The 26,630-nt window shown below is 31.5% G+C and carries 21 protein-coding genes; all 21 read left to right on the forward strand.

The features are described from left to right. The coding region (locus tag HKP59_RS00295) for an ATP-binding protein (RefSeq protein ID WP_291802476.1) at positions 1–591 on the forward strand (591 nt) is incomplete at its 5' end. A 5-nt stretch (positions 592–596) separates the two neighbouring features. After that, positions 597–1,268: a response regulator gene (locus tag HKP59_RS00300; RefSeq protein ID WP_291802478.1), complete on the forward strand. Its 672-nt coding sequence runs from the start codon at positions 597–599 to the stop codon at positions 1,266–1,268. 282 nt (positions 1,269–1,550) lie between these two features. Further along, positions 1,551–1,907 carry a DUF6567 family protein gene (locus HKP59_RS00305; RefSeq protein ID WP_291802479.1) on the forward strand — a complete coding sequence of 119 codons (357 nt, stop codon included), beginning with the start codon at positions 1,551–1,553 and terminating at the stop codon, positions 1,905–1,907. A 99-nt stretch (positions 1,908–2,006) separates the two neighbouring features. Beyond that, on the forward strand, positions 2,007–2,363 hold the full coding sequence (locus HKP59_RS00310) for a PEGA domain-containing protein (protein ID WP_291802481.1): 357 nt from the start codon (positions 2,007–2,009) through the stop codon (positions 2,361–2,363). Positions 2,364–2,676: 313 nt separating this feature from the next. After that, positions 2,677–4,956: an alginate lyase family protein gene (locus HKP59_RS00315; RefSeq protein WP_291802483.1), complete on the forward strand. Its 2,280-nt coding sequence runs from the start codon at positions 2,677–2,679 to the stop codon at positions 4,954–4,956. Positions 4,957–4,980: 24 nt separating this feature from the next. Next, the gene (locus HKP59_RS00320) at positions 4,981–5,358 is read left to right on the forward strand and encodes a cupin domain-containing protein (RefSeq protein ID WP_291802484.1); all 378 of its coding nucleotides are present in this window, start codon (positions 4,981–4,983) and stop codon (positions 5,356–5,358) included. A gap of 504 nt (positions 5,359–5,862) precedes the next feature. Continuing rightward, a complete protein-coding gene (locus HKP59_RS00325) occupies positions 5,863–8,946 on the forward strand; it encodes a TonB-dependent receptor (protein ID WP_291802485.1) in 3,084 nt (1,027 codons plus the stop codon). 18 nt (positions 8,947–8,964) lie between these two features. Continuing rightward, the gene (locus HKP59_RS00330) at positions 8,965–10,443 is read left to right on the forward strand and encodes a RagB/SusD family nutrient uptake outer membrane protein (protein ID WP_291802487.1); all 1,479 of its coding nucleotides are present in this window, start codon (positions 8,965–8,967) and stop codon (positions 10,441–10,443) included. 20 nt (positions 10,444–10,463) lie between these two features. Beyond that, on the forward strand, positions 10,464–11,411 hold the full coding sequence (locus tag HKP59_RS00335; RefSeq protein WP_291802489.1) for a PKD domain-containing protein: 948 nt from the start codon (positions 10,464–10,466) through the stop codon (positions 11,409–11,411). Between the two features lie 34 nt (positions 11,412–11,445). Further along, positions 11,446–13,203 (forward strand): PKD domain-containing protein, encoded by a 1,758-nt coding sequence (locus HKP59_RS00340; RefSeq protein ID WP_291802491.1) that lies wholly within the window; start codon positions 11,446–11,448, stop codon positions 13,201–13,203. 8 nt (positions 13,204–13,211) lie between these two features. Next, positions 13,212–14,129 carry a polysaccharide lyase family 7 protein gene (locus tag HKP59_RS00345; protein WP_291802492.1) on the forward strand — a complete coding sequence of 306 codons (918 nt, stop codon included), beginning with the start codon at positions 13,212–13,214 and terminating at the stop codon, positions 14,127–14,129. A 52-nt stretch (positions 14,130–14,181) separates the two neighbouring features. Beyond that, positions 14,182–15,057: a polysaccharide lyase family 7 protein gene (locus HKP59_RS00350; RefSeq protein WP_291802494.1), complete on the forward strand. Its 876-nt coding sequence runs from the start codon at positions 14,182–14,184 to the stop codon at positions 15,055–15,057. Between the two features lie 173 nt (positions 15,058–15,230). After that, complete coding sequence (locus tag HKP59_RS00355) at positions 15,231–15,935, forward strand: FadR/GntR family transcriptional regulator (protein ID WP_291802495.1); 705 nt, start codon at positions 15,231–15,233, stop codon at positions 15,933–15,935. A 194-nt stretch (positions 15,936–16,129) separates the two neighbouring features. After that, positions 16,130–17,428, forward strand: a complete 1,299-nt coding sequence (locus HKP59_RS00360) for an MFS transporter (protein WP_291802497.1) — start codon at positions 16,130–16,132, stop codon at positions 17,426–17,428. Between the two features lie 43 nt (positions 17,429–17,471). Continuing rightward, positions 17,472–18,236, forward strand: coding sequence for an SDR family NAD(P)-dependent oxidoreductase (locus HKP59_RS00365; RefSeq protein WP_291802499.1), 765 nt, complete (start codon positions 17,472–17,474; stop codon positions 18,234–18,236). A 127-nt stretch (positions 18,237–18,363) separates the two neighbouring features. Next, a complete protein-coding gene (locus HKP59_RS00370; protein ID WP_291802501.1) occupies positions 18,364–19,410 on the forward strand; it encodes a sugar kinase in 1,047 nt (348 codons plus the stop codon). Between the two features lie 47 nt (positions 19,411–19,457). Beyond that, complete coding sequence (locus HKP59_RS00375; protein ID WP_291802502.1) at positions 19,458–20,675, forward strand: 6-phosphofructokinase; 1,218 nt, start codon at positions 19,458–19,460, stop codon at positions 20,673–20,675. Between the two features lie 8 nt (positions 20,676–20,683). Beyond that, a complete protein-coding gene (locus HKP59_RS00380; protein WP_291802503.1) occupies positions 20,684–21,352 on the forward strand; it encodes a bifunctional 4-hydroxy-2-oxoglutarate aldolase/2-dehydro-3-deoxy-phosphogluconate aldolase in 669 nt (222 codons plus the stop codon). Positions 21,353–21,376: 24 nt separating this feature from the next. Then, on the forward strand, positions 21,377–23,683 hold the full coding sequence (locus HKP59_RS00385) for a chondroitinase-B domain-containing protein (protein WP_291802504.1): 2,307 nt from the start codon (positions 21,377–21,379) through the stop codon (positions 23,681–23,683). A 10-nt stretch (positions 23,684–23,693) separates the two neighbouring features. Next, positions 23,694–25,922, forward strand: a complete 2,229-nt coding sequence (locus HKP59_RS00390; protein ID WP_291802505.1) for a heparinase II/III family protein — start codon at positions 23,694–23,696, stop codon at positions 25,920–25,922. A gap of 520 nt (positions 25,923–26,442) precedes the next feature. Continuing rightward, positions 26,443–26,630 (forward strand): hypothetical protein (locus HKP59_RS00395; RefSeq protein WP_291802506.1); only part of this gene is annotated, 188 nt, incomplete at its 3' end.

Here is a 26,630-nt window from a genome sequence, read left to right on the forward strand (position 1 = left end):
CATCAGCAAGAAAAACGCGAAGAGGTATACAAAACCGAAACACGCATTGCAAAAAAAATTCATGATGAGGTTGCCAATAATGTGGTAAATATTATGAATAAGGTGCAATATACTGAAGAGCCTAAGAGAAAACTTTTAGATGATTTAGAGAAGGTGTATTTATTAACTCGTAATATTTCTCACGAAAACAATACAATTGAAACTGGGGAAAAGTTTGAACATTTCTTAAAAACAATGCTTACCAATTTTAATTCTGATACAACCACTATTATTGTAAAGGATATTCACACAGTAGGTCTCCCTAAAATATCACCAGATAAGCAAATAGAGTTGTATAGAGTTCTACAAGAATTAATGGTGAATATGCGAAAACATAGCGAAGCCAAATTAGTAGCCATCACTTTTAAACATAATCAAAACCACTTTTATATCAATTATTCTGACAATGGAATTGGATTGGACATGAAAGATCTCCGATTTAAAAATGGATTAAGCAATGTGGAAACCCGTATAAAATCCATCAACGGAACTATTACTTTTGAAACATCTTTAAATAATGGATTTAAAGCATTCATTGACTTAAAAAAATAATTGATATGTTTCAAAAAGTTTTAATAGCTGAAGATATGGACTTTATTAATAGTGGAATAAAGTCAGAACTCAACAAATTAGGAATAGCGCAAATAGATTATGTACAATATTGTGATGAAGCTCTTTTGAAATTAAAGTGCGCTAAATTATTAGATAAAGAACCGTATGATTTATTAATAAGTGATTTATCTTTTGACAAAGATGGTATTCCGCAAAAAATCACTTCTGGTGTTGAACTCGTAAAAGAAGTACGTAAAGAATTCCCAACCTTAAAAATTGTGGTGTTTTCAATTGAAGATAAAACCTATACCATTCAAACGTTATTTAATGAGCATAAAATAAATGGCTATGTTTGGAAGAGTAGAGAAGGACTTCGAGAACTAAAACAATCCTTACAGCAACTATACAATTCTGAGCGTACTTATATTTCTAGACATTGTGCCAAAGCAATTTCTAAAAGTGAAGCTATTGAAATAGCAGACTATGATATTTTTTTAATAGAGTGCCTTTCAAAAGGATACTTACAAGAGCAAATTAGCGAAGAACTTAAAACAAAGAATTGGTCGCCAACAAGTGTTAGCGCTATCGAAAAACGATTAAAGTTTTTAAAAGAGCATTTTAACGCTAATAATCCAGCACATTTGGTATCCATAGCAAAAGATTTGGGACTGATTTAAAAAATATTCATTTTATTGAAATACTTACGGAAACCCGTAAGTATTTTTTATTTTAAGAACTTACATTTGACTAAATTATTAGGGAATTTGCTATTCAATAATTGGAAAAGAGAAAAAGTACACAACCTTACGGAAAGCCGTAAGGTTTTGTTTTTTAATGAGGTTAAATTTGAGTCATAGTTTTAAAAATTAATTTTAAGACATGAGTGGAGGACAGATCCCACTTAAAAAAACGTGGCGTTACTGAAAAGCCTTACGAGTAGGAAAAAATATAATTATTATATGAAAAAAATAATGTTAAAATCAGTTTTTATTCTATCAATTGCACTTTTTGTAAGCAGTTGTGCTGCTGGCCTAACAGGATCAATGTCAGACTCAGCTGCTTTAAGTTCAAATAATTTTACATATGCAGAAAAAAATGTTCAGGGCTTATCTCAAGCAACATATGTTCTTGGTTTTGGTGGAATGAAGAGAGAAGCAATTGTAAACGAGGCTAAGCAAAAAATGTTAGCTAATAATCCTTTGAGAAGTAACCAGGCTATAGCAAATTTAGCCGTTGATTTTAAAATATCAAATTTCTTAGGAATAGTTTATACTGTAAAATGCTATGTTAGCGCAGATATTGTTGAATTTAAATAGATTCATTGAATAAAACCTCTTACGGATTAATTATGATTTACTAAAAAGGAATCTTAATTAATCCGTTTTTCATGAACATATAAGATAATAACCGTAAAAATGAAAATACATATATTAAAGTCAATGTCAATTTTATTATCAATTATAGTAATGCTTCAAAGCTGTGCTAGCATGACCATAATTGATTCTATTCCATCTAACTCAAAATTATATGTAAATGGAGAGATGGTAGGGAATACTCCCTATAAACACAAAGATTCAAAAATAGTAGGAAGTACAAATATAATAAGAATTGAAAAGGAAGGGTACAAAATATACAAAGCTACTTTTTCAAAAGATGAGGAAATTGATGTTGGAGCTATGATTGGTGGCTTTTTTTTATTAGTCCCATTTTTATGGGTAATGAAATATAAAAATGGGCATCTTTATGAGTTGAAACGAATTAATATTAATTAATAATTCTTATTTATGAATAAGAGAAAATGAAATTTAATAAGATTCTATTTATACTGTCAATTTAAATAGCAATACAGAATTAATTATAGACCTTTTAAAATGAGTCTTACGAAGGCTTTTAATTGTCTCTATTAATAGGTTAGATTTTTCAGATTAAAAAAATAAATTATAGCTTTAAACTTATTTTTTACTGATGAAATACAATACTTATTTTGGCTGTTAATTTTAAACATATTTTATTTTTTATTAAAACCTTTGATTAACAAACAAATATCCATATATTTGGTAAACCAAACTGGTTAACCAATTTAATATGTGTAAATTATCAAAGCATAACTATCTAATTATAATTCTAATTTTTGTACAAATAACATTGTTTTCTTGTACTAATAATTCTAGTATTCAACCGCAAGAAGGCACAGATAGTAGTCATCCAAAACTTGTACTAACTCAAAAGGGCGTACAAACTATTCGAAAAAATTTAGGAAATATTCCTTTGTTTGATGAAACTTTGGCAATAGTAAAGGAAGAAATTGATGCTGAAATAATTGCTGGCATTCAAGTTCCTATTCCTAAAGATTTATCGGGTGGCTATACTCATGAGCAGCATAAGAAAAATTTCTTGATGATGCAAAAAGCAGGAGTTTTATACCAGATTTTAGATGATGACACATATGCTGAGTATGTTAAAAATATGTTGTTTGAATATGCTGAAATGTATCCTAAATTGCCAGTTCATCCACAAACACGCTCGTATGCGAGAGGAAAATTGTTTTGGCAATGTTTAAACGATTCTAATTGGTTAGTATATTCAAGTCAAGCTTACGATTGCATTTATAACTATTTGTCAGAAGAAGAGCGTACTGTGTTAGAATCGGATTTATTTAGACCATTTGCAGATTTTATTTCTAAAGGTAATCCACAGTTTTTTAATAGAGTACATAACCATAGTACTTGGGGTAATGTAGCAGTTGGTATGATTGCTCTAGTTATGGACGATGACTCTTTATTGCAAAAAGCTTTATATGGTTTAAAAACTGACAATCTTCAAAAGGGAATGAAAGATAATGATGGCGGTTTTATTCAAACAGAAGGACAGAAAGTAGGTTTCTTTGCTAATTTAGATGAGCCATTTTCACCTGATGGATATTATACAGAAGGTCCTTATTATCAGCGTTATGCTATGTATCCATTTTTAATTTTTGCCGAAGCATTGCATAACAATAGACCAGATTTAAATATTTTTCAATATAAAGATAGTGTGTTACTAAAAGGAGTTGATGCGTTAATTAATCTGTCTGATGCGGACGGAGAATTCTTTACGCTAAATGATGCTCAAAAAGGAATGTCATACTACTCAAAATCCTTGGTGTCTTCAGTTGATATTGCTTATCACTTTGGAGGAAACAATCCAGAGTTATTAAGTATTGCTGAAAAGCAGCACAAAGTAACTCTTGATGATGCCGGATTTGCGGTTGCTCTTGGTATAAAAGAAGGAAAAGCAAAACCTTTCGATAAAAAATCCATCGAACTTTCTGATGGCGCAAATGGAGATGAAGGAGCTGTTGGCATTTTAAGAAGTGGTCCAATGGAATTGGTTTATAAATATTCAGCTCATGGATTAAGTCATGGTCATTTTGATAAATTGTCATATTCATTATTTGATGATGGTGAAGAGGTTGTGCAAGATTATGGTTTAGCGCGTTATGTAAATATTGAGCAAAAAGGAGGAGGAAATTATTTAAAAGAAAATAAAACTTGGGCAAAACAAACTATTGCACATAATACAATTGTGCAAAATGAAAATTCTCATTTTCAAGGAAAATATGAAATTGGAAGCAAACATCATTCTGAAAAATATTTATTTAGTGTAGATGATAAAAATCTTAAAGTAGCAAGCGCAAAAGAAGAAAATGCGTATCCAGGAACGCAATTACACAGAACAATGGTAACAATTAAGGATGAAGATTATCCAAATCCTTATGTGTTAGATATTATGAAAGTGACTTCTAATAAAACAAATCAATACGATTTGCCTTTCTATTATTTAGGGCAAATTATGCAAACTAGTTTTGATTATACAAAATTAGATACACCTCAAATTTTTGGTAAATCGAATGGTTATCAACATTTATTTAAAGAGGCTCAAGTAGTTTCAAATGGCAAAAATTTAAAACTAAATTGGTTGTTGAATAATAAATTTTATTCATATTCTTCTGTTACATCAAAAAACGATGAAATTATCTTAGCACGAATAGGAGCGAATGACCCAGCATACAATTTACGCAGTGAACCGGCACTAATACTTAGAAAAAAGGACACAAAAGATTTTGTTTTTGCTTCAATTATAGAATCACACGGTACCTATAGTCCTGTATCTGAATTTGCAGTAAATGCCTATAGCAACATAAATAACATTTCAGTTGTAAGCGATTCAAAAGCATATACAGCTATTCAGATTGAAACTAACAACAACAAAACTAGAGTATTTGTGATATCAAATATCAATAATGATCCAGAAAAGGAGCATCAAGCAACAATTAATAGTCAAGAAATTACTTGGAAAGGCGCTTATACATTAATAGAAAAATAATAAAAACAGTTAAATTATAAATTTATGAAACGATTTAGTGAAAAGTACATTATCACAAAAGATATGAAATGGGAAGAGTTAGGAGGAGGAGTATCAAGAAAGTTTTTAGGTTATGATAATCAAATCATGATGGTACAAGTGAAATTTGAGAATGGGGCATTAGGTGCTCCACATCAACATTTTCACACACAAGCTACTTATTGTGTTTCAGGTAAATTTGAATTTGATATTGATGGGGTAAAGAAAATTATAGAAGCAGGAGATGGAGTGTATATTGAACCTAATTTATTACATAGTGCAATTTGTTTGGAAGAAGGGATGCTAATTGACACATTTAGTCCTGTAAGAGAAGATTTCTTAAGTGGTGATGAGGTGTCTTATTTTGGAGATAAAGAGTCATAATAAAAATGTTTTAGACCAATTTGAGATGATTTTATGGAATAACTTTTAGTCTAAGTATAGGAATAATCAATAGTTTTTCTATAAAGAATCAATTTAACTAGAGGTAAAATAGCAAATAAATAAGGTAATATAAAATATTTCTGAAAATATTTTTTTTTAAGAATTAATTAACATATATTTGGTTGACCAAACTGGTTTACCAATTTGGTCAACCAAAATTAATCATTAAAAAAAATAAATATAAATGAAGTATAACGATTGCTAACAAAAAAAAGGATAGGTGCACACCTATCCTTTTTTAAAAAAATTACTTCTTATGGGAGGGAAGTAAACAAACATGATTCACTTTACATAAAACATGAATTCTGCAAAAATACTAAAAACAATTGATTTTACTAGAGCTACTGTTTTACAAAGTGAGTTTTAAACATAAGATGAAAATCTTAATCCATTAATACGGTAAGTATTAATACAATTAACACTTTAAACATAAATTAATAAATTATGAATTTAAAAATTAGGCTATTGCTATTTCTAATGTTGATGGTTAACATTAATTTAATAGCTCAGGAAGGCTTTACTATTACTGGGACAGTATTATCTCAAACAGATAATTCACCAATTCCTGGTGTAAGTATAGTAATTAAAGGAAGTTCTACAGGAACATCAACAGATTTTGATGGAATTTTCAATTTAAATGTTAAGGAAGGGGATATTTTAGAAGTCTCATTTATGGGATTTAAAACTAAAGTTGTTCCTATTGTAAATCAAAGAACATTAACTATTCTATTAGTAGAAGATACTAGTCAATTAGATGAAGTAGTTGTTATTGGTTACGGTACTCAAAGAAAATCTACCATTACAGGGTCAATTTCTAAAGTTGTCAACGAAGATTTAGATCAAATCGCTGTAGCTAGGGTTGATGATGCCTTAATTGGTCAAGTCTCTGGGGTAAACATTCAGGCAAGTTCTGCAGAAGCAGGTGCTGCTCCTACTATTACAGTAAGGGGTTTTGGATCTATTACTGCTGATTCTGGACCAGCTGTAGTAGTTGATGGAATAATTGTTGATGCTGCGTTCCTAGGGAATTTAGATATGAATGATGTTGAATCTTTTGAGGTTTTAAAAGATGCAGCTTCAGCAGCTATTTATGGTAGTGAAGGGTCTAATGGTGTAATTTTAATTACTACAAAAACTGGAAAAGTTGGAGAAACTAAATTTTCGTACAATACCTTTACGGGTTATAAAGATGCTTTTGGAAGTGATGATTACAGAAAGAGTGTATCGGAATGGGCGGCTAAAGAGTTAGCAGCTACAGGTCAACTTTCGGAAACTACCCAGTATGCGCAAAAAATAGTTGAAGTAACTGGTATTGACAGAGACTGGCAAGATGTTTTCTTTGATGGAGGTATCATTACAAGTCATTCTTTATCTGCGAGTGGAGGAACTGAAGATACAAAATTTACTTCTTCATTAAGATACCTTTCTGATGAAGGTGTTGTAATTACAGATGACTATAAGTTATATTCTGCAAAATTGAAATTAGATAGTAAAATTGGTAAAAAAGTGAAATTTGGATTGAGTGCTACACCTTCATATTCGAAAAGAAGAGCGTTACCTACATCTATTCATAATCCATTAAGACAATCTCCTTGGTTGCCTATTTATCATACAGAGGAAACCTTACAATTTATAAATAGAGACGCGTATCCAGATGTAGGAGTGGGAGATTACTTTATGGAGAATCATTTGGTTGAATTAGATTTAGATAATAATGGTAGTGATAGTAGGCCTCGTACATCTGGAGATTCAAACCCTTATGCACAGTATGTTGAGAGAGAGCATTATGAATTTAACACTAAATTATTAGGTTCTGCTTATTTAAGTTATAAAATTATGGATGGGCTTATTGCTAAGTCATCTTTAGGGGTAACTTTAGAGCAGCGTAAAAGAACCAGATGGGATGGAACATTGCACCATGCCAGTGGCGCAAGTAGGGCACAATATTTATTGCAAAATAGATTTAGCTCTAGATTAATTTCTGATAATACATTATCTTATAACACAGAAATTGGCGATCACGAAATTAGTGCTTTAGCTGGGATGACTTTCCAAAAAAGAAAGTATGAAACCAGTCAAATTGTAGGTACAGGTTATTCTAACGATTTGTTGAAAAATTTACAAGGTGCAACTACAATTGTTTCAGAAGGTGAATTCAATATTGAAAAAAATAAAATTGGATATTTTGGTAGAATAACCTATGCATATGCAAATAAGTATTTATTCAATGCTTCGTTTAGACGTGATGGTAGTTCTGTTTTTGGAGTTGACTCTAAATGGGGTAACTTCCCTGCTGTTTCGGCAGGATGGAATGCTCATAATGAAGATTTCTTAAGCGAAAGTGATGTGCTAAGTAAATTAAAGTTTAGAGTTAGTTATGGTCTTACTGGTGCTGAAAACTTTAATGTAGGAGACGACTTGGTAAATGCTTGGCCATACTTAGCGCAACTAGATAACACCAATGCTATTACTGACGGTGGTATTACTGCAGGTGTTTCTCCTAAAAATATTGCGAACCTATTATTACAATGGGAAGCTTCTGAAGAATTTAACCCAGGTGTAGATTTTGGATTTTTAAATGGTAAAATTTCTGGTTCGTTAGATTATTACGTTAGAACAAGTGACCAATTATTATTGAACAATCCTGTGTCTTATGTTACTGGGTTTAATAATGGTATTGTAAATTTAGGTAAAGTAGAAAATAGTGGATGGGAATTTGAATTAAGAACTAGAAATATTTCTTCTGAAGACTTTTCTTGGAAAACAACGTTAATAGCATCTACAAATAAAAATGAATTATTGGATTACGGTGAATCTGATGGAGCCTTAACAGAAGATGGGTTTGGTAGAAATTCACAATGGATAAATTCTGTAGGAAACCCTATCTCATCTTTTTATGGGTATGTTGTAGATAAAGAATTATCTGATGAGTATTGGGATTCTCCGTGGATTCCTATCAATGGAATTTCTGAAGATGTGATTGTTAGAGATTTAAATGGTGATGGTTTAATTACTGATGGAGATAAAACCATTTTAGGAGACCCATATCCAGAAATTATTTGGAGTTTGTCAAATGAGTTTACGTATGGAGATTTTGATTTTTCTTTTATGATTCAGGGAAGTCAAGGTGCTGAAGTGAAAAATATTGGTGATCAATACTTTTATACACATTGGACAGGTGCAACAACAGATGAACAAGCTGTAGTTGATGCTGGAATTATTCCTGATGCTTCTTTTCTTCAGCCTAGAGTTCAAACAAATGATGTTGTTATGAGTGCAGGATATTTCTCATTGAGAAATGTGAATATTGGGTATACTTTTCCAGAAGATATTGTGGCAAAATTAGGAATGCAATCTCTTAGAGTTTATGCTACAGGTCAGAATTTATTATACATTACTTCTGATGATTATCACGGGTTTAATCCTGAATTTATTGATGGAAATAATACTCCGCAATCTTATGGTGCTCAAAGAGCAGGTACTCCATTGTTTAGTACTATGTCAATTGGGTTAAACGTTAATTTTTAATCAAAGAAAATAGTTATTATGAAATATATAAAATTTTTAATTTTTGCTATTACAGGGGCTTCAATGTTTGTTTCTTGTGATACAGATGAATTTTTAAATCCATTACCAGATTCTGCGATTGTTGCAGATAGTTTTTTCGAGTCTGATAAAGATGTTGAAGCTGGGCTTATTGGGATTTATGATGCCTTACAAGGGGTAAATGAAAACACAGAATCTAGTTCAATTAGATTTAATAGAGGAGTTCAATTAGAATATCTTTTAACTGAGCACAGATCAGATAATACTAGAAGTAAAACACTTGAAGGATCAAGAGCTGATTTTCACCGATTTATAGTTGAGCCTGATAATGTTCAATCTGAAGATTATTATCAATCTATGTATGAAATTATTTTTAGAGCTAATACGGTATTACAATATGTTGATAAAGCTAATGCTTCAAATATTCAAAAATATGCTGCAGAGGCGAAATTTTTAAGAGCTTATGCATATTTTAATTTAGTAAGGTTATATGGAGCTGTGCCTTTGGTAACTGAAGTAGTAGGTGCTGATGATAAAGAAGCTCTTTTTACAAGAATCGAAGTAGCAACTGTTTATGAACAAATAGTTTTAGACTTACAAGAAGGTGTTACTTATTTAGATAATTCACATAAATCTAGAGCTTCTAAAGCCGCAGCTCAAGGGATTTTAGCAAAAGTGTATTTAACTCAGCCTACTCCAAACTATTCAGGAGCAAAACAATTATGTGAAGATATTATTAATGGTGGTGGATTTGCTTTAGAAGCTAATTTTAGAGATGTATTCTACAACGAATTAAATAACGAAATTATTTTTGCAGTTCAATATTTGTCTGGAAATCCAGATGAAAGTCAAGGTTTTTCATCTGAATTTACCTCTTATAAACGTCAAGGAAGACAAGATGGATTGAATATTGTAAATACGAATCTTGTTGAAGATTTTATTCTAAGTGGAGGTAATAGAACAAACGAATCTTATGCTGCTTTTGGAGATGATGCTGATCTTCCAATACCAGAAAATGCAGAAGTAATTAAGTTTTTACCAGATGGTTCTGATATTTCTGACAGCAATCTTCCTACTTATGGAGGAGCTCCTGCAAATGCAGGTAACGATTGGATTATTTTACGATATTCAGATGTGTTATTAATGCATGCAGAGGCTATTATGGCTGGTGGAGATACTGCAGATGGAAGCGCTATTAATTCTTTTATGGAAGTTAGAGTGAGAGCTGGTTTCGATGCAACTGCTGACAGACCTGCAGTTTTAACTAAGGATGCTTTATTACTAGAAAGAAGAGTAGAATTGGCTTTTGAGAACCATCGTTTCTTTGATTTACTAAGATTAGGAGTTGCGCACGAAGTATTAGGTACACATGCAGCTACTATGGGTTATACGAGCTATAATATTAGAAGATTATTACTGCCAATTCCTGCAAGGGAAATTAATTTAAGTGATGGTCTTTTAACTCAAAACCCTCAATAACAATTTAAACTATTAAAATTATGAAAGATCAATTAAATATATTCAAAAATACCATAATAATGGTGTTAAGCGTATCGGTACTAATGTTCTCGGTAAGCTGTGAAGAAGCTTTCGAGTTTGATTTACCAGAGGCTGGCTCTATAGAGGATACTGTTTTACCAACAGCTAATTTTGCTTACATTCCAAATGCAGTGAATTTCAAAAAGATAGAATTCAATAATTTATCAACTGAATCTATTAGATATGAATGGGACTTTGGAGAAGGAAATACGTCTACAGATAAAGACCCTAGCTTTACTTTCGAAGCAGGAGAAGGTATTTATCCAGTAACATTAACTGCTATTGATGGAAATAACGCATCAACTACTGTAACCATAGATGTGGAGGTTGTAGATAAATTTGTACCTATTCCAGTAACAATTTTAAATGGAGATATGAGTGACGGTCAAAATGATTGGAAATTCTCGACTTTTACTGGAGGAACAACGAGTCCATTTAACTCGAGTTCTGATGGGTCTTTTACAAATTATGACGGTACAGATAATGGATCTAAAACAGCAGGTGCAAAATGGACGAAGTCAACTTCTGCTGGAGCTTATTTAAGTTCTAATACCAGATATGCTTATCAAGCAATTATAGTATCTCCTACATTGGTAGACCGTGAAGTTAAATATGTTTTAGAATATGAATATGCAATTAAGACTCCTGAAGAACAAGCAGGTGTAGCTCCAGGAGGTAATAGAATTATTTCAGTTGTTTTAGATGGTCACTTTGCAGACGGTGCTAATGCAGTTGCAAGTACTCCTGTTAAAGAATTTGTTGGAGATGAAGCAAAAGGTAAAACATCACATACAAAAGTAGAAATGGAGTTTACCGCAAATGGAAGTGGTGAGATGGCTATCATGTTTTACGCTGTGACTGATGTAGATTTATACCTTGACAATGTTAAAGTTTATGCAGCAAAATAATTTTGAGAGACATTAAAAAATAAAAAACATAAAAATGATGAATTTATTAAAAAAAGGAATATATGTCTTACTTATCACAAGCTTCATACTATCTTGTGATGATGAATATGATATTATTCAACCAAACGAAAACCTTACGGGAACTGGGCTTACTGAAATTTCGTTTTCAAGCTTTAAAGCAACCGTAGGTCCAGATGAAAATGGTATGGAAGACGGTACGTATGTAACCGTAAAACCTTTAGCAATTGGAGCCACTTCATATTCAGTAGATTTTGGTATAGATGCTCCAGTAATTATTGAAGGAGTACAAGGATCAGCATCTTTTGATTATCCTAATGATAAAGAAGAGGTTACATATACAATATCAGTAACCGCGATTTCAGACAAAGGTCTTGAAAATGTTACAAAAACAACAGATATTACAATTGAGCATGAAGTTACGGCTGTATCATCAACGCCAAATTCGCCAACTATTCTTGATGAGAATGTATATGCTATTTTTAGTGATGGTATTGAAATTGATGGTGCTTTAAATGGGTATTCAAACATAGTTTCAGGTGCTAATTTTGATGCTAGTACTGCCGAATATAATGAAGTGTCAGTTGGAGATATAAAGAATAATGTCATTCAGTACTCGAGACTTGACGGCACGAATACCGCATCCATCAGTTTTAGTCCTGCTATTCGTATTGCAGATGCTTTCGGAGCAGGTGCTTCTGCTGATTATATTCACTTAGACCTTCATTCTATTTATGAAATAGGTGTTGATATAGTAAAAATATCAATGGGAGGAAAAACTTTTGAGCAAACTTTAGAAAATAATGTTTGGACAGGTATAGATATTGATTTTGCTTCTGAAGGAATTATTCAGATTGACGACATAACATTTGAATTAGGAACAGGTGGTATGGCAATTGATGAGGCAACTCTAAATATAGATAATATTTATTTGTATAGAGAGCCACTTTCAGTACCTGAATTTATTTTTGATGAGGTAGCTAGTGATTATGATGTTACTTTTACAAACGCTTCAGAACTTGCAACTAGTTATAGCTGGGATTTCGGAGATGGTGTAGGTAGCTCTACTGAAGAAAATCCAACATACAGCTATACTAATGATGGTTTAGAAAAGGTATATATGGTAACGTTAACAACCACAAACTCTCTAAATAAACCAACTTCTATTACAAAAGAAGTTACTGTTGGAGGACCTGCTGGCCCTATTAACCCAGAAATTATTCATGGAGATTTTAATTTGAATGATTCTTCAATGTCTGCTGCTTGGAAAATTGCGAATCCAGCATCTGGTAAGAGTGATCCTTTTGGACGTAGTTCTGATGGATCTTGTACAAATTATGATGGAACAGATAATGGAGAAAAAACAAGAGGAGCAAAATGGTCATCTAGCCAAGGTGCGGCAGATATAGATGGTGCACCTGTAGCTGATAATACTAGATATGCGTATCAAGCTGTTATATTAAGCCCTAATACTGATTACATTTTCGAGTACGAATATGCTATTAAAACAGGTGGTGCAGAGAGCAATAGTGTTGTAGGTTTAATTTTAAATGGTCATTATAGTGATAGTGATGTTGCTTTAGCAAGTAATCCATTGGTGAAACATGTTGGTACAGTTGCTAAAGGTAAATTTAGTGACAATTCTTGTTCAGGTGGTACAACAATGAAACTTCAGTTTAGATCTAATGCTGTTGGAGAAGTTTCTATTTTCTTCTACACATTTAACGATGTTGATTCGTTTATAGATAATGTGAAAATTTATCCAGCAGAATAATAAGTATCATGAAAAACTTCCGAAAAGATATATTAATAGTAATTGTATTAACAATATTTCTATCTGTGAACGCTACTTGCCAAAACAAGGAGGGTAGCGTTTCAGATTCGGATACTAAGACTGAAAAGAAACGTAAAAAGAAAAAAAAGAAAACAAAGCTTCCAAATATAGATTTAAGCCATTGGAAAGTAACGCTTCCTGTTGCAAATGAGGAAGGGAAACCAATTGAAATTTCTCCTCCAGAGATATTAAACTTTGCAAAAATGGAAGTAGCGAAACCTTATATGTATATAGATTCTACTAAAGGTGCGATTGTTTTTCATGCCATGCCAACTAATTCTAAAACAAAGAATACAAAATATTCAAGAACAGAATTAAGAGAGCAAATGGTGCCAGGAGAAAATAATGTGAATTGGACATTTAAGCAAGGTGCTTATATGATAGGGAAGCTAGCAATGGATTCTTCAAGCAAGGATTCTAACGGTAAATATCATAGAACTATTATTATGCAAATTCACGGAAGATTAACAAATGATCAACGTGATTTAATTGGGGAAGATGATAATAATGCACCACCAATATTAAAAATTTATTGGGATAAAGGTAAAATTCGCGTAAAAACGAAAGAACTAAAAAATATCAATGCAACTGTACCTGAAATACTTCATGAGGATGCGTGGGATGATGATGAAGGGTTTAATTTTGAACAAGAAGTGGGATTCAGAAAATTTATTTTAGAAGTCAAGGTTTCAGATGGAAAGTTAGTAGTAGTTCTAAATAAAAATGAATACAAAGTTTATGAAAACATTCATATAAGTAAATGGGGTGTTTTTGAAAACTATTTTAAAGCTGGAAATTATTTTCAAAGTAGAGATGAAGGTTCTTTTTCAAAAGTTAGGTATTATGAATTAAGTGTTTCACATTAATCGAATATTGATGAAAGTTTGTTCATATAATAATAGTCTCAAAATTTTATTAATGCTGATGTTAATTAGTATTAGTGGTTGTTCTAAAAATGAAACGAATCCTATTTTAGAAGTTGAAGAAGAAATTCTAGAGGAAGATGACGAAGAAATAGTTTTAGAAAATCAATATGTTCTTCCAAATATAGATTTAAACCATTGGAAGGTAACGCTTCCAATTGGAAACCCAACAGAAGTGTTGCCACCTGAAATATTGGATTATGCTAAAAATGAAACATTAAAACCTTTTATGTATAATGATTCAATAAATGGAGCTTTAGTGTTTTATACATATCCAGGAGCATCAACAGCTAATTCATCTTATTCTAGAACAGAATTAAGAGAATTATTGAATCCAGAGGATAGTGGTAAAACCAACTGGACTTTTGCACAAGGAGGAATTATGAAAGGAACACTTTCTATGGATGATATTTCAAAAGATAGTGATGGTGATTATCACAGAGCTATTATCATGCAGATTCACGGAAGGTTAACAGATGAGCAACGAGATTTAATTGGAGAAGATGATAATAATGCCCCGCCAATGTTAAAAATTTATTGGACTAATGGGTATGTAAGGGTAAAAACCAAAGTATTGAAAGATTTAAATGCTTCAAGTACAGAAATATTATATACAGATGCTTGGGGGGATGATGAAGGATATACATTTGATGAATTTGTTGGATTTAACAAGTTTGCTTTAGAAGTAAAAGTAAGCGAAGGAAAAATGGAAGTAATATTAAATGAAAATGAATCAGTAGTTTATGATGATATTCATGTTGAAAAATGGGGTGTTTTTGAAAACTATTTTAAAGCAGGAAACTATTTGGTTTCTTTAGATAATGATTCCTATTCAAAAGTGAAATATTATGAGTTGGAAATAACTCATTAAAAAATAAAATGATAAGTTTGAGTTAATTAAGTTAGATGTAAAGCTGTTAGTACCAGTTTAAATGGAGAACTGGTACTAGCCAGCATTTTTTAGGTATTATTACGATATCTATTGCAATGCTTTTTATGAATAATTTATTAAGTTTATACTTAAATTTTGATAACCCAATTAAAATGAATATAGATATAATTGCAACAAATGAAAACGTAGAAATTCAAAACTCAATAATTTCACAAATTCGTGATCTTATTAACTTAAAGAATTTAGAACCAGGTGATAAATTACCTTCTGAAAGAATGTTGTCAGAAAAATTTGGAGTAAGTCGCAGTAATATTAGAGAATCAATACAGAAATTGGAATTCTACGGTTTGTTAAAATCAATTCCACAAAGTGGGACTTTTATGGCTGATATTGGAGTAGTTGCTATGAACGGAATGATTGATGATATTTTAAGATTGGGAGATCCTAATTTTAAAGCTTTGGTAGAAACACGTATTTTATTAGAACTAAAATCGGTAAGTTTAGCAGCAACAAGAAGAACTGAAAATGATTTGATTAAAATGAAAAGTGCCTTAGACGCATATGAAGAGAAAGTTTTAAAAGGTGAAGATGCAGTTCAAGAAGATTTATTATTTCATTTGGCAATAGCAAGAGCGAGTGGTAATAGTACTTTAAATAAACTGATGTTGATTATCACACCTGGAATTATTACAAATTTCAATAGATATCATGTTTGTGATGAGAGTAAGGCTCAAATGGGAATTTTAGAGCATAAAAATGTTTTTGATGCAATTGTTGATCAAGATGAAGCATTAGCAAAAAACATGATGAAAGTTCATTTTAAAGAACTTTACAGTTATTGTTATAATATAGACTAATAAATATTTAAAGATAAAAATGCACAGTTTTATCTTTAAAATTACATATAAGGAGGGAAGTAAAACTATTAGTATACCGATAAGGCGCATTTCTAAATTTTAAGAATAAAGTTTCCTTAGTATTTTTTAATAGTTTTAGAAACAAATTTTAATTCTAAAATAGTTTAGAATTGATTTAATCTAAATAAAACAACATGAAAATAAAAGGATTAAGATGGTGGGTAATTGCCTTGATAGCATTAGCGACTGTAATTAACTATATTGATAGACAAGCTTTAGTAGTATTATGGCCGAGTATATCAGAAGATTTGTATCCAGATAAAACAATGACGGAGAGAAAAGAAATTTATGCTCTTATTTCAGTAGTTTTTATGTTTTCATATGCATTTGGACAATCTATTTTTGGGAAAATATTTGATAAGGTAGGTACAAGAATTGGTTTTGTTTTATCTATTGGTTTTTGGTCATTATCTACAGCACTTCACGCTTTAGCAAGAGGGGTTTTAAGTTTTGCTTTTTTTAGATCAATATTAGGAATTTCTGAAGCTGGTAACTGGCCTGGAGCAGCCAAAGGAAATGCAGAATGGTTTCCGGCAAGTGAAAGAGCTTTTGCTCAAGGATTGTTTAATTCCGGTGCTGCTATAGGTGGAATTATAGCCATACCAACAATTGCTTATTTGACAATTCATTTTAGTTGGCAAATGATTTTTGTGATTATTGGACTTATAGGTTTTTTCTGGTTAGTCCCGTGGTTAGTTATAGTAAAAGCTCCACCAAAAAGTCATCCATGGCTTACTGAAGATGAAAAAAATTATATTTTATGTGGCCAAAAAGAAGATAAGGATATTGATAAAAAGGATTTAAATGAATATAACCCCCCTGTTGGAGAATTATTATCCCGTAAACAAAGTTGGGGAGTTATTATTGCATCTGCTGCTATAGATCCAATATGGTGGCTATTTGTATTTTGGATTCCTTTATACCTTTCAGAAGTATATAATATGGATGTAAAAGCTATAGGTATTTATGGATGGGTTCCTTATGTAGGTGCAATGCTAGGAGCTTGGTTTGGTGGTTTATTGGCTCAAAATAGATTAAAAAATGGTTGGAGTGTAAATAAGACTCGTAAGATGGTAATAACTCTTGGATGTATTATTATGCTTCCTGCTTTATTGGCATTATCAAATCCAGGTTCACCAGTGGCAGCTGTTTTAATAATGGCAGCAGTCCTTTTTGGATTCCAAACAGCAATAGGAAATGTACAAACGCTTCCAAGTGATTTATTTGGAAAGAAAACAGTTGGTACACTTTCTGGTTTTGCAGGAACAGCGGCTAAATTAACTGGAGCAGGTTTAGTAGCTCTAGTTCCAATGTTAACTACCGGAGGTAATTATTCACCTGCTTTTATAATTGGTGCAGCACTTGCAATTATAGTATTAGCAAGTGTTTGGATTCTTATCCCTAAAGTGGAAGCTTTAAAATCAAAAGATTAAATTAAATCAAAAAAGAATTATAAGAATAATAAAAATTAATATCATGAGTAATTTAAACAAAAAAATAGCTGTAATTACCGGAGCAACCGGTGGAATAGGTTTTGAAGTAGCAAAAAGATTAGGAAAAGATGGATATATTGTCGTTTTGAATGGCATTGAAGATGAAGCTGGAGCTAAGAGAGTTGCTGAACTTACAGCCGAAGGAATAACTGCTGAATATTATGGCTTTGATGTAACAAAGGAAGAGGCTGTTACGTCAAACATTAATAAAATTGGTAAAAAATATGGTAAAATTGATGTACTTGTAAACAATGCAGGTGGGTTAGGTGGAAGATCTCGTTTTGAAGAAATGACTACTGAATTTTACCGTTTTGTAATGGCATTAAACCTTGATTCAACATTTTTTGCATCAAGAGCAGCTATCCCATTTTTAAAGAAAAGTGATTACGCATCAATTATCAACTATACGTCTAACGCTGGTTGGAATGCAGGTGGACCAGGAGCTGGTATTTATGGAACTTCTAAAGCTGGAGTTCATGCAATTACTAGAGCTTTAGCTAAAGATTTAGCTGAGTACGGAATTAGAGTAAATGCTGTATCTCCGGGTACAATTGACACCGACTTTCACAAACAAATTAAATCAACTAAACCAGAAGTATTTGCATCTTGGGCAAATAATATTATGTTAGGAAGATTAGGGCAACCTGAAGATGTTGCTGGTGTTGTATCATTCTTAGCGAGTAAAGACTCGGCATTTATTACAGCAGAAACCATCCAGATAGGAGGAGGACAAGCTTTAGGAATATAAAACTAAAGGAATTTTATAATTAATAAAGCTGCTTTAAGAGATGAATTTTCATCTTTCAAATATGAAATGAAAATGATGTGATTTCAGTATTTTAAAGCAGTTTAATTAGAATAGGAAAATAGAATAAATGAAAAAAGTAGTAACATTTGGAGAAATCATGTTGCGATTGGCTCCACAGGGATTTTTAAGGTTTTCACAAGCTAATAATTTTGATGTTGTTTATGGTGGAGGAGAGTCGAATGTGGCTGTGTCATTAGCTAATTACGGAGTTCCAGTTGATTTTGTAACGCGTTTACCAAAAAATGATATTGGAGAATGTGCTATGATGGAAATGCGCAAAAGAGGGGTTGGTGTAGATAAAATTGTTTGGGGTGGAGACCGTCTGGGTATTTACTTTTTAGAAACTGGCGCAGTGAGTAGAGGAAGTAAAGTAGTTTATGATAGAGCGCATTCTGCTATGTCCGAAATTCAATCTGGAATGATAAATTGGGATGAGATTTTTGATGGTGTTGAGTGGTTTCATTGGACTGGAATTACACCAGCTATTTCTCAAGGATCTGCTGATGTTTGCCTGGAAGCTGTTAAAGCGGCAAGTGTTAAAGGAATTACAATTTCTACAGATTTAAACTATCGTGCTAAACTATGGAATTTTTGTAGTAGTGATCATAGAGAGACTATCATGTCAGAGTTAACATCATACTGCGATATTATTTTAGGAAATGAAGAAGACGCTGAAATGCATTTTGGAATTAAACCTGAGGGTATTAGCGTTCAAACTCAAGGTCATGATGTTAAAGCAGAAGCTTTTTTATCTGTTTGTGAACAAATGATGAAAAAATTTCCAAGAGCTAAAAAAGTAATTACAACATTACGTGGTTCAATTTCTGCTTCACACAATACTTGGGCAGGTGTTTTATATGATGGAACAAAAATGTATGAAACTCGTCAGTACCAAATAACAGATATTGTGGATAGAGTTGGAGGAGGAGATTCATTTATGGGTGGATTGATTTATGGATTACTAAAATATCCAGAAGATGATCAGAATGCATTAGACTTTGCAGTGGCAGCATCTTGTTTAAAACACACTATTAAAGGTGATGCTAATTTAGTAACTGTAGGAGAAGTAGAAAAGCTTATGGGAGGTGATGCTTCCGGTAGAGTAGCTAGATAAATAAAACAATATAAAGAGAACTATTTTTTCTTTAGGATTCTTCAATTATGAAAAAATCTATTGCTATTATATGTGGCGGAGGACCAGCTCCTGGTATTAATACCGTTATTAGCACGTTGGCTAAAACGTTTTTAAAAGATGGATACGACGTTTTAGGTATTCATCATGGATACAAAGGCTTATTTTCTAAGAATCCAGCTATTAAAATTTTTGATTTTAAAAGTGCAGATAGAATTTTTAGTAGAGGTGGTTCAACTTTAATAATGAGTAGGTTTAAGCCAAAAGACTCTGATTTTAGTGCTGATTTTTTTGAGAAGAATAATGTTAAATTATTAGTGACTATAGGAGGTGATGATACTGCATCGACGGCAAGTAGATTAACAAAATACTTAACAAAACAAGCTTTAGATGTAGCTCATATTCATGTGCCAAAAACCATCGATAATGATTTGCCTTTACCAGACCGCAATCCAACTTTTGGATTTCACACGGCAAAAAATGAAGGTGTTCGTATTGGAAATACAGTATATGAAGATGCAAGAACTAGTGAAAACTGGTTTGTTGTTTCTGCAATGGGGCGGTCAGCAGGGCATTTAGCCTTTGGTATTGCTTCTGCTTGTCATTTTCCAATGATGATTATTCCTGAAATGTTCAATAAAACGAGTATTACTTTTGAAAAATTGACAAATATGATTATTTCATCAATTATTAAAAGTAAGATACAAGGTATTGAGTATGGCGTTGCCATGGTAAGTGAAGGAGTTTTTCATTTTATGGATGAAGAAGAAATAAAAAATTCTGGAATCAATTTTACTTATGACGATCACGGTCATCCTGAATTAGGAAATGTTAGTAAATCTCATATATTTAATTATTTACTTCAAGTTAAGTTAAAGAAAATAGGCTTAGAAATTAAGTCTAGACCCGTTGAGATTGGATATGAATTACGATGTTGTAATCCTATAGCATTTGATTTAACGTTATGTACCTTATTAGGAATTGGCGTAAAAAAATTATTTGACAAAGGAATTACTGGTTGTATTGTAAGTGCAAATTCAAATGGAGATATTACGCCTTTATACTTGAAAGATTTTGAAGATGAAAATGGGAAAGTACCTCCAAGATTGGTGGATATTGAATCTGATATGGCACAACTTTTTATTAAAAATTTAATTTATATCAGAGAAAAAGATTACGAAGAAGCAAAAAAATATGTTGAAGATCCTTCATCATATGATTTCAAAAAAATATTAAACTGGAATTAAAAAATATTATGGCACAATTTACAAGAATAGAAGTAGCTTCAATAATGGCAGAAACAGGTATGGTACCCTTGTTCTATCATCCTGACATAGAAGTGAGCAAAAAAGTATTAAAAGCCTGCTATGATGGTGGTGCTAGATTGATGGAATTTACGGCAAGAGGAGATTTTGCGCATGAAGTTTTTGGTGAATTAACTAAATATGCAATAGCAAATTTACCTGGAATGGTAATGGGGGTTGGTTCTGTTACAGATGCTGCATCTGCATCTCGTTTTATGGCTCTTGGAGCAAACTTTATTGTAACTCCTGTTCTAAGAGAAGATATTGCAATTGCTTGTAATAGGAGAAAAGTACTTTGGTCACCTGGTTGTGGAACATTAACTGAAATTACCAGAGCGGAAGAATTAGGGTGCGAAATTGTGAAATTATTTCCAGGAGATATTTACGGTCCTCAATTTGTAAAAGGTGTAAAAGCACCGCAACCTTGGACAAATATAATGCCTACCGGAGGAGTTTCTCCAACTAAAGAAAATTTAGAAGCTTGGTTCAATGCAGGAGTTACTTGTGTTGGAATGGGGTCAAAGTTAATGGCAAAGAAAGCGTCAGGAGAGTTTGATTATGATGCCATTGAAGCTAAAGTAAAAGATACTTTAGCAATTATAGAAGAAGTAAAAAAATAATTTATAAAAACACATCATTTTACCATGTTAAAATACACCTATTTTCTATTCGTATTTTTTATATTATTTTCTTGTCAAGAAAATTTAAATAAAAATATAAAAGTTTCAAATAAAGAAGAGTTAAATCAAGCCATAGAAAATTCAAAACCAGGAGATAACATTGTTTTAGCAAATGGTATATGGAAAGATATTCAAATAGAATTTATAGGAGAGGGAACCAAAGACAAACCTATTACAATTAAGGCAGAAAGCGAAGGAGAAGTTTTTATTGAGGGTATTTCTGATTTAAAGTTTGCAGGAAATTATTTAGTGGTTGAAGGGCTGCATTTTAGAAAAGGTCATTCGCCTTCTGATGCAGTGGTTGAATTTAGAGTTGATAAGAGCCAAATAGGAAATAATTGTACAGTTACTAATTGTGTAATTGAAGATTTTAACAAGATGAAACGAGATGATTCTGATCGTTGGGTGCAATTTTGGGGAAGACATAATACATTAAGTAATTGTTATATAGCTGGAAAAACAAATCGTGGGCCGACTATTAGAGTTGACTTAAAAGGAAACGAGCACATAAATAACTATCATCAAATTATTAATAACCATTTTGGACCAAGACCGCCAAAAGGAGGTCCAAGTGGAGAGACTATTCAAATAGGAGATAGCTTTTCTTCAATGTCCCCAAGCTATACAATGGTTGCAAATAATTTATTTGAAGAATGTAATGGGGAGGTCGAAATTATTTCAAGCAAAACCAATTTCAACGAAATTAGAAATAACGTATTTTACAAAAGTGAGGGTTCTTTAGTTACTCGTCATGGTAACTATGTTACAATTGATGGTAACTACTTTATAGGAGATGGTTTAAATGAAAATATAGGAGGAATAAGAATTATTAATACAGGACATTGGGTTACTAATAATTATTTTTTCAATATAAAAGGTAAAAACTTTAGAAGTCCATTAGCTGTTATGAACGGAATTCCAAAATCACCTTTGAACAGATACAATCAAGTAACAGATGTTGTGATTGCATATAATACGTATATTAATTGTGATTCACCTTGGCAATTTGGTGTTGGAACGAACATAAATCAAAAAGATGTATTACCTGCTTCAGAAATTCGTTCAGCTAGACCCTTAAGAACATTAGTTGCAAACAATGTTATTTATAATGAAAAAGGTGACACTTCACCAATTATTGAACACGATAAAGCTGATGGTGTAACTTTTAAAAGTAATGTTATTAATAATCAAAACGTAGTATTTAAAGCTTATGATGGATTAGAATCTAAGAGTTTTGATGTAAAAGAAATTAATGAAAATATAGTATTGCCATCAGTTAATTTTGATGTTGAGCCTTATCAAGGATTTGAATTTGAATCTATTTCAAAAGATCTTTTTGGAAATTCAAGAGCAAACAATAATTCAATAGGAGCAGTAGCTAGTTTGAATGCAAAAGATCCTATGATTTTGGATAAATTAAAATACGGAACATCGTGGTATTCAAATGAAGTTGAGGCTAGAGAACCAAATATACTTGTTGCAACTAACGAAGAAGGAAATCTCCAAGTAAAGATTAATGAAGCTGAAAGTGGAGATGTTATTATGTTGAGTTCTAATACATATAATATTGATAAATCACTAGTAATAAATAAATCAATAACAATTCAATCTCAAGATGAAAAAGCTGAGCTAGTTTTCTCTGGAAGTGAAAATACACCTCTTTTTGAATTGAATCCGAAAGGTCATCTTATTTTAAATAATGTATCACTTAAAGGAACACAAACGCAATATGCATTTGCAAGTTTAAAAGAAAATATGTTTACTCATTTTGGATTAACAGTGTCAAATTGTGACATTAGTAATTTTAATTATGTATTGAAAGTATACAAGGAAGCTTTTGCTGAGCGAATTACATTTGAAAATACAAACATTTTAAATTGTGAAAATGGTTTAGAACTATCAGAAGAAACTAACGACAAAGGAGATTATAATACTGAATACCTTACAGTAAACAATTGTCAGTTCTCTAATGTTAAAAGCAACGTAATAGATTATTATCGCGGAGGTTATGATGAGTCTACAATAGGAGGGAACTTATTTCTTACAAATAGCACATTCACAAATTGTGGAACTAAAGAGAAAAATGGAATTTTAATAAATACGCGAGGAATTGTTAATGTAGATATTGCTAACAATACTTTTAAAAATAATGCAGTGAAACTAGTTGCACTGCTTTGGGGAGCAAAAAACAATACGTATTCAAATAATCAAATTTCCAACTCAGGAGAGATTAGAGTTGAAGAGAATTTGAAGATGAAATTAATGTACTAAAGCATTTATTATGAAAGTGATTAGAATAATATTGGTATTGGTAAGTTTAGTAATATCAAGTCCTATTTTTGCCCAAAGTATACCTTCAAATAAAGTGCTTGATGTTAATAATCTATCAAATTATTTAAATTCAGAAACTGAAGCAATATTAAGTAAGAGAGGAGTCGTTTCAACATCAGATTTAGCACTATATTTTAGAGAAAAATTTGCGGAACGTTATTTTTACGATTGGAAAAATTTTGATAAACGATTTGAAGCTTATAGGGAAATTTATCCTTCCTCAGAAGATGGGCATTCTGAAAGGGCATTAGACCATATGGCTAAATATTCAGGTGATACACAATGGAAATTACCTTTCAATTATTTATTTGGAGAGCCGGTAAATGCTTATGCATTGCGTCATTTGGCTCGCCAGCATAAAATGGTAGATATTGCTTTTTACTATAATTATCAAGATAAAAACCTAAAGTACTTAAGCTATTTTAAAGAGCAGCAGAAATCATTAAACAGCGCATTGGATTCTGGTGAGTTCGAAAAAATTGAAGATGGCAATGGTGTTTATGAAGCATTTAGATCAGGGTACAGAATCTTGAACTGGTTACAAATTCATAATATGTTTTTAGGGGAAGAAAGCTATTCTGATGAAGATCAGTTAAGAACTATAGCAACCCTTTTACAACACGGAGCACATTTGTATGAACGTAATCAAGAGTTTCATTCTGGCAATCATCAAACTAGAGGGCTGTCTGCTTTGGCAATGGTGTCTATTTTATTAAGAGATTTTGAAGGTGCAGATATTTGGTATAACCATGCTATGAAATTGTTAGAAGAACATCTAACCAAAGAAATTAATGATGATGGATTTCAATTTGAACGTACTGTGCATTATCACATTAGTGATATTGGAAATTTTTATTACGTATATCAATTAGCTAAAAACAGCAATTTAGAGGTTAGTACATATTGGGAAGATAAATTAAAATCGTTATTTACAACTTTAATTAAAATTGCTTACCCTGATAAATCGGCTCCAGTTCTTTCAGATGACACAGCAAAGCCTTGGGGAGAGAAGAATGATATTTCAAATGCTTTAACTTTAGGTTATTTACTATTTGAAGAAGCTGAAATGGGATATTTTGCAAATAATCAAGTAGAAGCTAAAATGTTCTGGTATGTGAGTGATTCACAATTGGAAATGCTTAAAAATATTCAAACCAAAAAGCCAGAATACAAGTCGATTCAATTTCCTACTACAGGTTATTATATTATGAGAGATGGTTGGAATACTTCAGATAATATGATGATTATTTCTGCTGGATTAGATGATTTAAAACCTGATCATCAACACGGAGATATGTTAGGTATTCAAGCAATGGTGAACGGAAAAGTAATTCTTCCAAATTATCAAGTTCGGTATTATTTAAAAGATTTAGAATTGTTTAAGAATTCAATGACTAAAAATGTAGCATTAGTTGATGATGAGTTACAAGGAAAGCAGTACACATCAAATAAAGGTGGAAGTGGTTTTGGGAAATTTAAGAAACTACCAAACCCTGAAGTAGTTTCTTGGTTTACAAATGATGACATAAAAGTGTTTGTTGGGAGTCATGATGGTTTTGAGGAAGCTGGAGTGGATTATTCAAGGCAAGTCATTAGTATTGAAAATAAATTTTGGATTGTTAAGGATAATTTCTCTTCGAATGAACAGCATGAATATAAACAAGTTTGGCAGGGTCATTATACTACTGAAAATGGTTCAAATTTAATAAGATCTTCATTTGATAATGGGTCTGGATTGGATATCTATCAATTAAATTCTATTGACGATGTAAAAATTAATGGTGCGCGTGGAAAGCAATGGTCAATTTTATCAAAAAATGAAGTAAATAATTTCAGTTTTATCACAGTTTTAGCTCCTTTCAGTAATTTTGAAAAGAGAATTAATGAAGATGAAGAAGTTAATTCAATTATGGATTGGAGTTTGATTAAAAGTACTTCAGAATTAAATGTAGTTGGTTATTTATTTGAAAAGGAAAATATAAAGGTGGCATTTGATGTGACTAACATTAATTTGAAAGAAAAACATATAGAATTTGAATCGCCATCTGATGTATTTCTAATAATTGAAAATGATCAAGTAATTATACGAAACATTCAAAGTGAAGTAGTGAAATTAAATTTCGAAGGAACTATATTTGAAATTGCCCCTAGTCAATCACAAAAAATAGAATTAAAGTAAAATTATCTAAATTTTAGTAAATTTAGAAATCTCAATTATACTGATAAACAAAAGATAACCTGCTTTGCTCTAATTGAAAACAAAACACTAAGAGGAAACTGAAAAATTCCATTAAATAGAGAATTAAAATAAACAATAAGAAAAATATAAAAGCCGCACAATGTGCGGCTTTTTTTGTAGCGTGATGCAGAATTGAACTGCAGACCTCCGGGTTATGAATTTTAAGAATAATTTTCAAATTTCCCTATTTATAAGGGCTCCCGAGCTATTTATTTTTTAAATCGTATGCAAAAACGTATGCAGTTTTTAGCTTTGGTTTATAATTAATTATTGGATGCAATTTAGCAATAAATCTTTTAAAAGTTTTATTTTAATATCGATATTTTGATAAACAGAAATAGTTTAAATTTTTATTCTTTTTTATGCTAAAATTAATAGCACTATTAATAAGCATGTTAAGTTTTATTTTTTTAAATAATAATTCTTTTATCAATTAACAGTTTTATATTATTTTAGAGGAATGAAAAAGTTAAAATTCTCATTCCTCTTTTTTCTTGTTTTTAGTTTATTTCTTTTGGTTTCTTGCACTCCAAAAGAAGAATTAAAACCTTCAAATTCGAGTACTTTGGATTCTATTAGTTTTTTTATGCAAGCCATGAAAAATGATACTTTAGATTTTAAAGTTCGTTTAACGAATGCAAATAACGC

The organism is Lutibacter sp. (assembly GCF_013041805.1).
Taxonomy (GTDB): domain Bacteria; phylum Bacteroidota; class Bacteroidia; order Flavobacteriales; family Flavobacteriaceae; genus Lutibacter.

Coding starts and splice junctions, on each gene's coding strand:
- HKP59_RS00340 (WP_291802491.1), top strand. CDS start 11,446: ATGATGAATTTATTAAAAAAAGGAATATATGTCTTACTTATCACAAGC.
- HKP59_RS00390 (WP_291802505.1), top strand. CDS start 23,694: ATGAAAGTGATTAGAATAATATTGGTATTGGTAAGTTTAGTAATATCA.
- HKP59_RS00360 (WP_291802497.1), top strand. CDS start 16,130: ATGAAAATAAAAGGATTAAGATGGTGGGTAATTGCCTTGATAGCATTA.
- HKP59_RS00380 (WP_291802503.1), top strand. CDS start 20,684: ATGGCACAATTTACAAGAATAGAAGTAGCTTCAATAATGGCAGAAACA.
- HKP59_RS00320 (WP_291802484.1), top strand. CDS start 4,981: ATGAAACGATTTAGTGAAAAGTACATTATCACAAAAGATATGAAATGG.
- HKP59_RS00365 (WP_291802499.1), top strand. CDS start 17,472: ATGAGTAATTTAAACAAAAAAATAGCTGTAATTACCGGAGCAACCGGT.
- HKP59_RS00385 (WP_291802504.1), top strand. CDS start 21,377: ATGTTAAAATACACCTATTTTCTATTCGTATTTTTTATATTATTTTCT.
- HKP59_RS00300 (WP_291802478.1), top strand. CDS start 597: ATGTTTCAAAAAGTTTTAATAGCTGAAGATATGGACTTTATTAATAGT.
- HKP59_RS00310 (WP_291802481.1), top strand. CDS start 2,007: ATGAAAATACATATATTAAAGTCAATGTCAATTTTATTATCAATTATA.
- HKP59_RS00335 (WP_291802489.1), top strand. CDS start 10,464: ATGAAAGATCAATTAAATATATTCAAAAATACCATAATAATGGTGTTA.
- HKP59_RS00330 (WP_291802487.1), top strand. CDS start 8,965: ATGAAATATATAAAATTTTTAATTTTTGCTATTACAGGGGCTTCAATG.
- HKP59_RS00345 (WP_291802492.1), top strand. CDS start 13,212: ATGAAAAACTTCCGAAAAGATATATTAATAGTAATTGTATTAACAATA.
- HKP59_RS00305 (WP_291802479.1), top strand. CDS start 1,551: ATGAAAAAAATAATGTTAAAATCAGTTTTTATTCTATCAATTGCACTT.
- HKP59_RS00375 (WP_291802502.1), top strand. CDS start 19,458: ATGAAAAAATCTATTGCTATTATATGTGGCGGAGGACCAGCTCCTGGT.
- HKP59_RS00350 (WP_291802494.1), top strand. CDS start 14,182: ATGCTGATGTTAATTAGTATTAGTGGTTGTTCTAAAAATGAAACGAAT.
- HKP59_RS00370 (WP_291802501.1), top strand. CDS start 18,364: ATGAAAAAAGTAGTAACATTTGGAGAAATCATGTTGCGATTGGCTCCA.
- HKP59_RS00325 (WP_291802485.1), top strand. CDS start 5,863: ATGAATTTAAAAATTAGGCTATTGCTATTTCTAATGTTGATGGTTAAC.
- HKP59_RS00315 (WP_291802483.1), top strand. CDS start 2,677: ATGTGTAAATTATCAAAGCATAACTATCTAATTATAATTCTAATTTTT.
- HKP59_RS00355 (WP_291802495.1), top strand. CDS start 15,231: ATGAATATAGATATAATTGCAACAAATGAAAACGTAGAAATTCAAAAC.